Genomic DNA, 11,089 nt, shown 5'->3' on the forward strand with positions numbered 1-11,089 from the left:
AACATAGGCTGGACGGGCGCTGCGGAGACTACGAACGCAAAGGGGTAGGTATGTCGCGCCATCGCGTGGTGATCATCGGTAGCGGGTTCGGGGGTCTGAACGCGGCCCGGTCACTCAAGCGGGCCGATGTCGACATCACCCTGATCTCGAAGACGACCACTCACCTGTTCCAGCCGTTGCTGTACCAGGTGGCCACCGGGATCTTGTCCGAAGGCGACGTCGCCCCGACCACCCGACTCATCCTGCGCAAGCAGAAGAACGTCCGCGTGCTGTGGGGTGAGGTCAGCGCGATCGACCTGAAGGCGAAGACGGTCACCTCGCACCTGATGGGCATGCAGACGGTGACGCCCTACGACAGCCTCATCGTGGCCGCCGGGGCCCAGCAGTCCTATTTCGGCCACGACGAGTACGCCGCCTTCGCGCCCGGCATGAAGAGCATCGACGACGCCCTGGAGCTGCGGGGCCGCATCCTGGGCGCGTTCGAGGCCGCCGAGGTCGCCACCGATCCCGCCGAACGCAAACGCCGGCTCACCTTCGTGGTGGTCGGGGCGGGCCCGACGGGTGTCGAGCTGGCCGGCGAGATCGTCCAGCTGGCCGAGCGCACCCTGGCCGGGGCGTTCCGGACCATCACGCCCAGCGAGTGCCGCGTCATCCTGCTCGACGCGGCGTCGGCGGTGCTGCCGCCGATGGGCGAAAAGCTCGGCCTCAAAGCCCAACGGCGGCTGGAAAAGATGGATGTCGAGATCCAGCTCAACGCGATGGTGACCGCCGTGGACTACATGGGCATCACGGTCAAGGACAACGACGGCACCGAACGCCGCATCGAGTGCGCATGCAAGGTCTGGGCCGCGGGCGTGGCCGCCAGCCCGCTCGGCGCGATGATCGCCGCGCAGTCCGACGGGACCGAAACTGACCGCGCCGGACGGGTGATCGTCGAGCCCGACCTCACCGTCAAGGGTCACCCGTACGTCTTCGTCGTCGGCGATCTGATGTCCGTGCCCGGCGTGCCGGGGATGGCCCAGGGCGCGATCCAGGGGGCGCACTACGCCACCACGCTGATCAAGCAGGCGGTGAAGGGCCACGACGATCCGGCCAACCGCAAGCCGTTCGCGTACTTCGACAAGGGCAGCATGGCGCTGATCTCGCGGTACAGCGCCGTCGCCAAGGTCGGCAAGCTGGAGTTCGGCGGCTTCATCGCCTGGCTGGCCTGGCTGCTTCTGCACCTGCTGTACCTGGTCGGCTTCCGCAACCGCATCGCCGCCATGTTTTCCTGGGGGATCTCCTTCCTGGGCCGCACCCGCGGCCAGATGGCCATCACCAGCCAGATGATGTACGCCCGGCCGGTGGTGGACTGGGTGGAGCGGCAGGCGCAAGAGGGGACGCTGGCGGCGGCCGAACGCATCGAAGCGGCCGAGAAGCAAGCAGGCTAACTCAGGGCCTGGTCGATATCGGCGATCAGGTCGTCGGTGCCCTCCAGCCCGACTGAGATGCGGACCACGTTGTCGCCCAGCCCGATCGCGGCGCGACCCTCCGGCCCCATCGCGCGGTGGGTGGTGGTCGCCGGATGAGTCACCAGCGATTTGGCGTCGCCGAGGTTGTTGGAGATGTCGATCAGCCGCATCTTGTCCAGCACCTCGAAAGCCCGCTTTTTGGCGGCACTTTCGGGGCAGTCGAGCGCGAAGGTGATCACCGTGCCGCCGCCGGCCATCTGGCGCTTGGCCAGGTCGTACTGCGGATGCGACGGCAGGAACGGGTAGCGCACCCAGCTCACCGCCGGGTGGGTTTCCAGGAATTCGGCGATCCGGTGCGCCGAGGAATTGCCGTGCTCGATCCGAACGGCCAGGGTCTCAAGACCTTTCAGCAGCACCCAGGCGTTGAACGCGCTCATCGCCGGCCCGGTGTGGCGCATCAGCTTCTGCACCGGGCCGTCGATGTACTCCTTGTCGCCGAGGATGGCGCCGCCCAACACGCGACCCTGACCGTCGATGTGTTTGGTGGCCGAATACACCACCACGTCGACGCCCAGCGGAAAGCCCTGCTGCAGCAGCGGCGTGGCAAAGACGTTGTCCAGCACCACCTTTGCGCCCGCGGCGTGGGCGAGCTCGGTCACCGCGGCGATGTCGACCAGGGACTGCATCGGGTTCGACGGTGTCTCGAAGAACACCGCCGCGGTGGGAACCGACAGCGCCTCCTCCCACTGCGCGAGGTCGTCGCCGTCGACGAAAACCGTTTCCACACCCCAGCGCGGCAGGATCTCGTTGCACACCACGAAGCACGAGCCGAACAGGCTGCGCGCCGCGACCAGCCGGTCGCCGGCGGCCAGCAGCGCGCCCAGCGAGGTGAACACCGCGGCCATGCCGCTCGCGGTGGCGAACGCCGCGGGCGCCCCCTCGATCAGGCGCAACCGCTCCTCGAACATCGTCACCGTGGGATTGCCATAGCGGGAGTACACGAAATGGTCCAGCTCGCCGGTGAACGACTGCTCCGCGACCGCCGCCGAGGAGTAGACATAGCCGGACGTCAGGAACATCGCCTCGGCGGTCTCCTCGAAGCCGGATCTCAGGAGGCCGCCGCGCACGCCGAGGGTGGCCTGGCTGACGCCGTCGGGCAACGCCTTGGGCGTGCGGACCGAATCGCTCATCCCTGCTTCCAGGGCAATCCCACCGCGCGCCAACCGCTTTCACCGCGATGGCCGTCGGCGCCGAGTTGGCCTTCGAAACCGTCCAGCACGTTGTAGGCCGGCGTGATACCCAGCTGCGTGGACACCTCGGCCGCGCCGATGGAGCGATTGCCCGAGCGGCACAAGAAGATCACCGGCCGCTCCTGATCGGCCGATGCCGGCGGGACGTGTTGGTTCAGCTCGTCGGCGAAGTTCGCATTGGGCGTCCCGTCGCCCGTCACCCACTCGATGTACACCACGTCGCGGCCCAGGCTGGACAGGTCGGGCACCCCGACGAAGCGCCATTCGGCGTCGGTGCGGACGTCGACCAGCACGGCGTTGGGGTTGTCGCTGAGTAGCTTCCACGCCTGAAGGGGCGTGATGTCTCCTGCGTAGCTCATCCGCGTGAGTCTCGCACAGTCAGCGCGTTCGCCACCTGTCGGGCACGCTCGCGCGCGGCCGACACGTCCGGCGCGGTGGCCAGTGCCACGCCGAGCGCGGCGGACCGCCGTTGCGGGGCGAACATGCGGAGATCGCTTTCCGGCACCCGGAGTGCTCCGTTCAGTGCGTCGACGGTCGGAGACCCGCCGTCGTGGCCCGCCTCGATCAGATGGGCGGCGGCCGGCGACATCATCATGGTGTCCACCGGCAGGCCCAGGATGGCCCGGGCGTGCAGTTCGAACGCCGAAAGCCGCTGGCTGCGCAGGGTCACCCAGACGCTCTGGGGCGGGTGCGCGGTGACGTCGGCGAAGTACACCTCATCGCCCTTGATCATCAACTCGACACCGAAGACGCCGCGCCCGCCCAGCGACTTGATGATTCGCGCGGCGATCGACTTGGCCGCGTCCACCGCGGCGTCGCTCATCTGCTGGGGCTGCCACGATTCCAGGACGGCGCCGTCGGCGTCCCGATGGCCGATCGGTGAGCAGAATTCGAGCACCGGACCGTTCGGGCCCTCTTTGCGCACCGCGAGCAGGGTGACGTCGAAGTCGACGTCGACGACCCTCTCGGCCATCACCCGCCCCGCCGGGCCGCCCACCGCACGCTGCCAGGCCGGCTCGATGTCGTCGGGCCCGGAGACCACCGAGTGCCCCCGCCCGGACACCGGCTTGACCAACAACGGATACCCGGCGTGCGCGGCCACGGCCTGCAGTTCGCTGACCGATCCGACGAACCAGAACGGCGCGGTGGGCAGCCCCAACTCGTCGGCCGCCAGCCGGCGCAGGGCCTCGCGATCGGCGGTGAGCCGCACGGCGCGGGCGTTCGGCACCAGCTCGGTGCGGTCGTGATCGGGACCGGCGGACAGCGCCTCGAGGGCGGCGACGGCGACCGCGTCGGTGGCCGACACCACGAACTCCGGCTGGTGCTGTTGAATCGCCCTCGACAGCTCGCCGGCGTCGGTCAGCGCGATGCGATCATCCTCCGCCGCGATCACCCGCGCGCCGAGGTGCCGCAGCGCGATCGCCAGTTCACGGCTGAGCTCACCGGTACCGAGCAGCATCACCTTCGGCCTGCCGTCGGCCTGGGCCTGCGGGGGCACCGCGAGGGCCGTCGTCTTGTCGTCTCGTCCGTCGGTGAAGCCGTCAGTCACCGCTCAAGGATAGGTCGGTTGCGCAGAAGCTATGGCTGACCGGGGAGCAGCCGCACCATCAGGCCGTTGGCCTCGGCCAACACCGTGTCGTCGCCGTCGACCAATTCCGCCGCCACGAACGCCTTGCGGCCCTCGGCCGTGGTGACGCGCCCGCGCACCGCCAGCGGCGCGTCGATCGGGGTGACCTTCCGGTAGTCGACATGCAGGAAGGCCGTGCGGCTGATCGGCCGCCCCGCGGCGTGGGAAATCATGCCGAACATGTGGTCAAACAGCAGCGGCAGCACCCCGCCGTGCACGGCGTGATTGCCGCCGACGTGAAACCGGCCGAAGTACCCGGTCATTTCGACGCCGTCCGGGGAGTACCGCGTCAACGTCCAGGGCGGCAGCAGCAGGCTGCCCATGCCGGGCAGGTCGGGCGTTCGCCCGGCCGGCGCCTGGCCCTCCTCGGCCTGGAACGGGCGCAGGACCTCGACCAGGGCCGCGGCGCGGTCGGCCGCGTCGTCCCAGACGTCTTCGGCGGGGTTCGCCGACACGGCCAGGTCCTGCAGGGCCCGCATCGCCGCGACGAACCGGCCGAACCCCGGGCCGGGGCTGGCCGGGCCGTATTCGGGAAAGCCGCCGTGGTGTTCGTATTCGGGGTCGAGTTCTTTGGGGTCCGGCTCGGTCACGGGCGGGCCGCCAGGACGTCGCGGCGCACGATCGTCTGATCGCGCCCGGGACCGACGCCGATGCACGAAACATGAGCTCCGGCAAGTTCTTCCAGCCGCAACACGTAGTCACGCGCCTTGGCCGGCAGGTCGCCGAACTCCCGGGCGTCCGAGATGTCCTCCCACCAGCCGGGCAATTCCTCGAAGATGGGTTCGGCGCGGTGCAGGTCGCTCTGGGTCATCGGCATGTCGTGCGTGCGCTCCCCGTCGATCCGGTAGCCCACGCACACCGGCACCGTCTCCAGGCTGGAGAGCACGTCGAGCTTGGTCAGGAAGAAGTCGGTGATGCCGTTGACCCGGGTGGCGTAGCGGGCGACGACGGCGTCGAACCAGCCGCAGCGGCGGCGCCGCCCGGTGGTGACACCGAATTCACCGCCCGTCTTGGACAGGTATTCGCCGTTCTCGTCGAACAACTCGGTGGGGAACGGCCCCGAGCCCACCCGGGTGGTGTAGGCCTTGAGGATTCCCAACACGGCGGTGATCCGGTTCGGGCCGATCCCCGACCCCACGCACGCGCCGCCCGCCGTCGGGTTCGACGACGTCACGTAGGGATAGGTGCCGTGGTCGACGTCGAGCAGCGTGCCCTGGGAGCCCTCCAGCAACACCGTCTCCCCACCCTCCAGCGCGGTGTTGAGCAGCCGCCGGGTGTCGCGGATGCGGTGGCGGAAGCCCTCCGCCTGTTCCAGCAGGGCCTCGACGATCTGGTGCGGGTCCAGCGCCTTGCGGTTGTAGATCTTGACCAGGATCTGGTTCTTCAGTTCCAGCGCGGCCTCGACCTTGTGGGTCAGCAGCTCCGGGTCGAGCACGTCGGCGACCCGGATCCCCATGCGGGCGATCTTGTCCTGATAGCACGGGCCGATGCCGCGGCCGGTGGTGCCGATCTTCTTGCTGCCCATGTAGCGCTCGGTGACCTTGTCGATGGCGACGTGGTAGGGCAACAGCAGGTGCGCGTCGGCGGAGATCAGCAGCTTGGTGGTGTCGACGCCGCGGTCCTCGAGGCCCTTGAGCTCGTCGAGCAGCACCCCGGGATCCACCACCACGCCGTTGCCGATCACGTTGGTGACGCCGGGCGTCAGCACCCCCGACGGGATCAGGTGCAGCGCGAAATTCTCGCCGCTGGGCAGGACGACCGTGTGCCCGGCGTTGTTGCCGCCCTGATAGCGCACCACCCACTGCACGCGCCCGCCGAGCAGGTCGGTGGCCTTACCTTTGCCCTCGTCGCCCCACTGGGCGCCGATGAGGACGATTGCCGGCATGCCTTGCTCCCGCCTAATCCCACGCGTTTACGCCTGCTTATTGTGGTCCAGCCGGTGACCCACCCTAGCCTGGCGACGATGCGGGCCGCCTGCGGCCAGCTGAGGAGCCGGGCAAATCAGCTTAAGCCAGGAGCTTGCGAGGAACGCATGAATAACGTGGGGGTGTTGGTGTTCGGCGATCGGCGGGTGCCCGGGCCGCTGACCGGCCTGCCGCTGCACCCGGCCGATATCGACGCCGCGATCGGGCCCTACCGGCGGCTGGCGGTCGTCGGCGCCGACGCCGACCTGGCCGCGGTGCTGACCGGGTTGCTGCGCGCCGACCGGCTCGACGTCGAGGTGGCCTACGTGCCGCCACATCGCACCCGGGCCACCCGGATCCACGGCCTGCCGGCCGGACGGCGCGCGGCGCGTCGCGCCCGGGCCGGCTCGGCGCACCGGGTGACCCTGATCCGCGACGAGACCGGATCGGTGGTCGTCGGCCGGGCCGGCTGGGTCCCCGCCGACGGCGCGCGGGTGCTCCGCGGCGAGGCGGTCGTCGACGACGCCAGGCTGTTCGACGGCGAGGTCGCCGCCGTGCGCATCGAGCCGACGCCGGGCATGCCGGGCCTGCGGGCCTCGATACGCAGGGGCCGGTGGGTGGCGGGCCGCGCGGCCCAGCTGGGCAGCACCGGCGTCACGGTCGTGCGCGACGGGGTCGCGGCGCCGCGCGTGGTGCGCCGGTCGACGTTCTACCGCAACGTCGAAGGCTGGCTTGTGGTCCGGTAATTTTTCAGCGTGAGCTTCCCCGCGCGGCAACACGAATCCGTGCGGCCCAGCCCGATCTTTTTGGGCCTGGTCGCGTTGACGGCGACCGGCGGCGTGCTGGCCTGGCTGGCCGGATCGAGCGTGCGACCGCTGTCCTACGCCGGGGTCTTCATCTTCGTGATCGCGGGCTGGTTGGTGTCGCTGTGCCTGCACGAATTCGGGCACGCGGTGACCGCCTGGCGCTTCGGCGATCACGACGTCGCGGTCCGCGGCTATCTGACGCTGGATCCGCGCCGGTACAGCCACCCCGCGCTCTCGCTCGTGCTGCCGATGGTGGTGATCCTGCTGGGCGGCATCGGGCTGCCGGGCGCCGCGGTCTACGTGCGGACCTGGTTCATGACCCCGGCTCGACGCACCCTGGTCAGCCTGGCGGGCCCGGCGGCCAACCTGGTGCTGGCGGTCCTGCTGCTGGCGCTGACCCGGCTGCTTTACGACCCGGCCCACGCGGTGCTGTGGGCGGGGGTGGCGTTCCTGGGATTCCTTCAGCTGACCGCGGTGCTGCTGAACCTGCTGCCCGTTCCGGGCCTAGACGGCTACGACGCGCTGGAACCGCACCTGAGCCCGGAGACACAGCGCGCGCTGGCCCCCGCCAAACAGTGGGGCTTTTTCGTCCTGATTTTCCTGCTGCTGGCGGGCAGCTCGTGGTTCTTCGCGCTGGTGCTCTGGCTGTTCGACTTCTCCGGCGTGCCGCACTGGCTGGTGTCGGCCGGCAACCAGCTGACCCGGTTCTGGAGCCGCTGGGTCTAACGGTTGCCATATATGCGTCTTCGCGCATATATTGCTGGGCTATGGGCGCCGGCCACGATCACACCCCCGCCGAGGGCGACTCGTCGCGGATGATCCCGCGCATGATCGCCGCCGCGGCGATCCTGGCGGCGTTCTTCCTCGTCGAGTTGACCACCTCGCTGCTGATCAACTCGATCGCGCTGCTGGCCGACGCCGGGCACATGCTGACCGACGTCGTCGCGGTGTTCATGGGGCTGGCCGCGGTGACCCTGGCCCGCCGCGGCAGCTCGTCGCCCGCGCGCACCTATGGGTGGCATCGGGCGGAGGTGTTCACCGCGGTCGCCAACGCCGGGCTGCTGGTCGGGGTCTCGCTGTTCATCCTCTGGGAGGCGATCCAGCGGCTTCAGGACACCCCGGCGGTCCCGGGCGTGCCGATGATCGTGGTCGCGCTGGCCGGCCTGCTGGCCAACCTGGTGGTCGCGCTGCTGCTGCGGTCGCATTCGGCGCAGAGCCTGGCGGTCAAGGGCGCCTACATGGAGGTGGTCGCCGACAGCGTCGGCAGCCTGGGTGTGCTGATCGCCGGCGTGGTCACCGTGACGACGCGCTGGCCGTACGCCGACGTGGTGGTCGCGGTGTTGGTGGCGCTGTGGGTGCTGCCCCGGGCCATCTCGCTGGCCCGCGACGCGCTGCGGATCCTCTCCGAGGCGTCGCCGACCCACATCGACGTGGAGGAACTGCGCGGCGCGCTCGGTGCGGTCGACGGCGTGACCGAGGTGCACGACCTGCACGTGTGGACGCTCTCGCCCGGCAAGGACATGTGCACCGCGCACCTGACCAGCGACGGCGACTCGGCCCGGGTGCTGCGCGACGCGCGCGCGGTGCTGTCGCAGCGCGGGCTGGACCACGCGACCGTCCAGATCGAGTGCCCGGGCGGCGCCGACTGCTCCGAGAGTTACTGAAGCCCCAGCGCCGCGCGGGCCGCCGGGTCGCAGTCGTCGAGCAGGTCCAGGCAGCGCTGGTATTCGTCGGTCTCGCCGATGGCGTCGGCGGCCTTCGCCAGCGCCGCCACGCAACGCAGGAAGCCCCGGTTGGGCTCGTGCGCATACGGCACCGGCCCGAAGCCCTTCCAGCCGTTGCGCCGCAGCTGGTCCAGGCCGCGGTGATAACCGGTGCGGGCGTAGGCGTAGGCGGTGACGGCCTTGTCTTCCGCCAGCGCCTCCTCCGCGAGCGCCGCCCAGGCCACCGACGCCGACGGGTGCGCGGCGGCGACGGAGCTGGGATTTTCGTTGGCGAGCAGCTCCGCCTCGGCATCGCTGTCGCCGGGCAGCAGGATCGGATCGGGTCCGAGAAGATCTCCCATCGACGTCATGGTGTCTATTTTGCCGTCCCACCGGTGCGGGTCGCTAAGCTCCTTGCATGCCCAATCCACCCGAACCCGACCGCGGCGGCACGCCGAGGCGGCCCGGGTTCGATCCACGCGAATCGCGCAACGAGCCGGGCGCCGAGGCGCCCGGCGGCGAGGGGGCCGAGGGCCAGCCGATGGTGCCCAACGACCCCGAGACCGAGACCGTGGTCATCAACAAACCCGATCAGGGCGACGATCCCGACGCGGATCCGGACGGGGCGCAACGCGAACGCCGTTTCACCGCACCGGGATTCGATGCGAAAGAAACCCAGGTCATCGCCACTTCGGCCGAGCCCGCCACGGAGGTGTTCGCGTCGTCGCCGGCGCCCGAGGGCCCGCCGCCGCAGCCCGGCGCTCCCCCGAAGGCCGCTGTGCCGCAATCCATTCCGCCCCGCTTGGGGGCCAAGCTGCGGACGACGCGGCAATTCAACTGGGGCTGGGTGCTGGCGTTGGTGGTGGTCGTGCTGGCGCTGGCGGCGATCGCGATCCTGGGCACGGTGCTGCTCACCCGTAGCAAGCACTCGAAAGTCTCGGAGGAAGACCAGGTTCGGCACACCATCCAGCAGTACGACGTCGCGGTGCAACGCGGCGACCTGACCGCGCTGCGCACCATCACGTGCGGGAACGCCCGCGACGGGTATGTCGATTACGACGAACACGCCTGGCAGGAGACCTACCAGCGGGTGTCGGCGGCCAAGCAGTATCCCGTGATCGCCAGCATCGACCAGGTCGTCGTCAACGGCCAGCACGCCGAGGCGAACATCACCACGTTCATGGCCTACGACCCATCGCTGCGTTCGACGCGCAGCCTCGACCTGCAATACCGCGACGACCACTGGAAGATCTGCCAATCTCCCAGCGGCTAGCGTCTGCTCAGCCCAGCGACTTCCCGGCGCAGTGCAGGTCGTTGCAGGCCTCCACGACCCGCTGGGTCATGCCGGTCTCGGCCGTCTTGAGGTACGTGCGCGGGTCGTAGGCCTTCTTGACGCCCACCTCGCCGTCGACCTTGAGCACGCCGTCGTAGTTGGTGAACATGTGACCGGCGATCGGGCGGGTGAACGCGTACTGGGTGTCGGTGTCGACGTTCATCTTCACCACCCCGTAGCGCAGCGCCTCCTCGATCTCGGACTTCAGCGAGCCCGAGCCGCCGTGGAACACGAAGTCGAACGGCTTGGATCCGTCCGGCAGGCCCAATTTGGCCGACGCCACCTGCTGCCCCTGGGCCAGGATGTCGGGGCGCAGCTTGACGTTGCCGGGCTTGTAGACGCCGTGCACGTTGCCGAACGTCGCCGCCAGCAGGTACTTGCCATGCTCGCCGTGGCCCAGCGCGTCGACCGTCTTCTCGAAGTCTTCGGGTGTGGTGTAGAGCTTGTCGTTGATCTCGTTGGCGACGCCGTCCTCCTCGCCGCCCACCACACCGATCTCGATCTCCAGGACGATCTTGGCCGACGCCGCCTCCTTGAGCAGCTCCTGCGCGATGACCAGGTTCTCGTCGATCGGCACCGCAGAGCCGTCCCACATGTGGGACTGGAACAGGGGATCGCCGCCCGCGCTCACCCGTTGCGCCGAGATCGCGAGCAACGGGCGCACGTAGCTGTCGAGTTTGTCCTTGGGGCAGTGGTCGGTGTGCAGCGCGACGTTGATCGGGTATTTCGCCGCGACGACGCGGGTGAATTCGGCCAGCGCGACGGCGCCGGTGACCATGTCCTTGACCCCGAGGCCGGACGCGAACTCCGCACCGCCGGTGGAGAATTGGATGATGCCGTCACTGCCGGCGTCGGCGAAGCCTTTGATCGCGGCGTTGACGGTTTCCGAGGACGTGCAGTTGATGGCCGGGAAGGCGTAGGAGTTCTCCTTTGCCCGGCCCAGCATCTCGGCGTAGATCTCGGGGCTTGCGATGGGCATGGGCTCCTCCTGGCGACTGGGCCCATCCAGTATCGC

12 protein-coding genes are annotated in these 11,089 nt (G+C 69.5%); 5 read left to right on the plus strand and 7 right to left on the minus strand.

The features are described from left to right. Nucleotides 1-50 precede the first annotated feature (50 nt). Nucleotides 51-1,430, plus strand: coding sequence for an NAD(P)/FAD-dependent oxidoreductase (locus MTAB308_RS13455; RefSeq protein ID WP_077099859.1), 1,380 nt, complete (start codon nucleotides 51-53; stop codon nucleotides 1,428-1,430). On the opposite strand, the gene MTAB308_RS13460 is transcribed toward MTAB308_RS13455, so the two are convergent. From MTAB308_RS13460 to MTAB308_RS13480, 5 genes are read right to left on the minus strand one after another with little or no spacing between them, the layout of a single operon-like run. Further along, the gene (locus tag MTAB308_RS13460) at nucleotides 1,427-2,641 is read right to left on the minus strand and encodes an O-succinylhomoserine sulfhydrylase (protein ID WP_077099860.1); all 1,215 of its coding nucleotides are present in this window, start codon (nucleotides 2,639-2,641) and stop codon (nucleotides 1,427-1,429) included. The two genes, MTAB308_RS13455 and MTAB308_RS13460, sit on opposite strands and share 4 nt — an antisense overlap. Next, entirely contained in the window at nucleotides 2,638-3,060 is a 423-nt protein-coding gene (locus MTAB308_RS13465; protein WP_077099861.1) for a rhodanese-like domain-containing protein, read from the minus strand. The genes MTAB308_RS13460 and MTAB308_RS13465 overlap by 4 nt, the downstream gene beginning before the upstream one ends. Beyond that, nucleotides 3,057-4,250, minus strand: a complete 1,194-nt coding sequence (gene purT / locus MTAB308_RS13470) for a formate-dependent phosphoribosylglycinamide formyltransferase (protein WP_077099862.1) — start codon at nucleotides 4,248-4,250, stop codon at nucleotides 3,057-3,059. Before purT ends, MTAB308_RS13465 begins: the two co-directional genes overlap by 4 nt. Before the next feature lie 29 nt (nucleotides 4,251-4,279). Then, entirely contained in the window at nucleotides 4,280-4,918 is a 639-nt protein-coding gene (locus MTAB308_RS13475; RefSeq protein WP_077099863.1) for a PaaI family thioesterase, read from the minus strand. Next, nucleotides 4,915-6,213, minus strand: a complete 1,299-nt coding sequence (locus MTAB308_RS13480; protein WP_077099864.1) for an adenylosuccinate synthase — start codon at nucleotides 6,211-6,213, stop codon at nucleotides 4,915-4,917. Before MTAB308_RS13480 ends, MTAB308_RS13475 begins: the two co-directional genes overlap by 4 nt. A 147-nt stretch (nucleotides 6,214-6,360) precedes the next feature. Between MTAB308_RS13480 and MTAB308_RS13485 the strand changes: the two genes are divergently transcribed. The 3 genes from MTAB308_RS13485 to MTAB308_RS13495 are packed head-to-tail and all read left to right on the plus strand — an operon-like array spanning nucleotide 6,361 to nucleotide 8,702. Next, nucleotides 6,361-6,978 carry a peptidase M50 gene (locus tag MTAB308_RS13485; RefSeq protein WP_083746520.1) on the plus strand — a complete coding sequence of 206 codons (618 nt, stop codon included), beginning with the start codon at nucleotides 6,361-6,363 and terminating at the stop codon, nucleotides 6,976-6,978. Between the two features lie 9 nt (nucleotides 6,979-6,987). Further along, complete coding sequence (locus MTAB308_RS13490; protein WP_077099866.1) at nucleotides 6,988-7,764, plus strand: site-2 protease family protein; 777 nt, start codon at nucleotides 6,988-6,990, stop codon at nucleotides 7,762-7,764. 41 nt (nucleotides 7,765-7,805) lie between these two features. Further along, the gene (locus tag MTAB308_RS13495) at nucleotides 7,806-8,702 is read left to right on the plus strand and encodes a cation diffusion facilitator family transporter (protein ID WP_077099867.1); all 897 of its coding nucleotides are present in this window, start codon (nucleotides 7,806-7,808) and stop codon (nucleotides 8,700-8,702) included. On the opposite strand, the gene MTAB308_RS13500 is transcribed toward MTAB308_RS13495, so the two are convergent. Next, nucleotides 8,696-9,112, minus strand: a complete 417-nt coding sequence (locus MTAB308_RS13500; RefSeq protein WP_077099868.1) for a DUF3151 domain-containing protein — start codon at nucleotides 9,110-9,112, stop codon at nucleotides 8,696-8,698. The genes MTAB308_RS13495 and MTAB308_RS13500 overlap by 7 nt on opposite strands. Nucleotides 9,113-9,159: 47 nt before the next feature. Here MTAB308_RS13500 and MTAB308_RS13505 point away from each other — a divergent pair, with 47 nt between their 5' ends. Next, nucleotides 9,160-10,014 (plus strand): Rv0361 family membrane protein, encoded by an 855-nt coding sequence (locus MTAB308_RS13505; RefSeq protein WP_077099869.1) that lies wholly within the window; start codon nucleotides 9,160-9,162, stop codon nucleotides 10,012-10,014. Between the two features lie 7 nt (nucleotides 10,015-10,021). Here the strand turns inward: MTAB308_RS13505 and fbaA are convergent, their stop codons facing one another. Next, on the minus strand, nucleotides 10,022-11,053 hold the full coding sequence (gene fbaA / locus MTAB308_RS13510; protein ID WP_077099870.1) for a class II fructose-bisphosphate aldolase: 1,032 nt from the start codon (nucleotides 11,051-11,053) through the stop codon (nucleotides 10,022-10,024). Nucleotides 11,054-11,089 lie beyond the last annotated feature (36 nt).

Source organism: Mycobacterium terramassiliense, from assembly GCF_900157385.1.
GTDB classification, from domain to species: Bacteria; Actinomycetota; Actinomycetes; order Mycobacteriales; family Mycobacteriaceae; genus Mycobacterium; species Mycobacterium terramassiliense.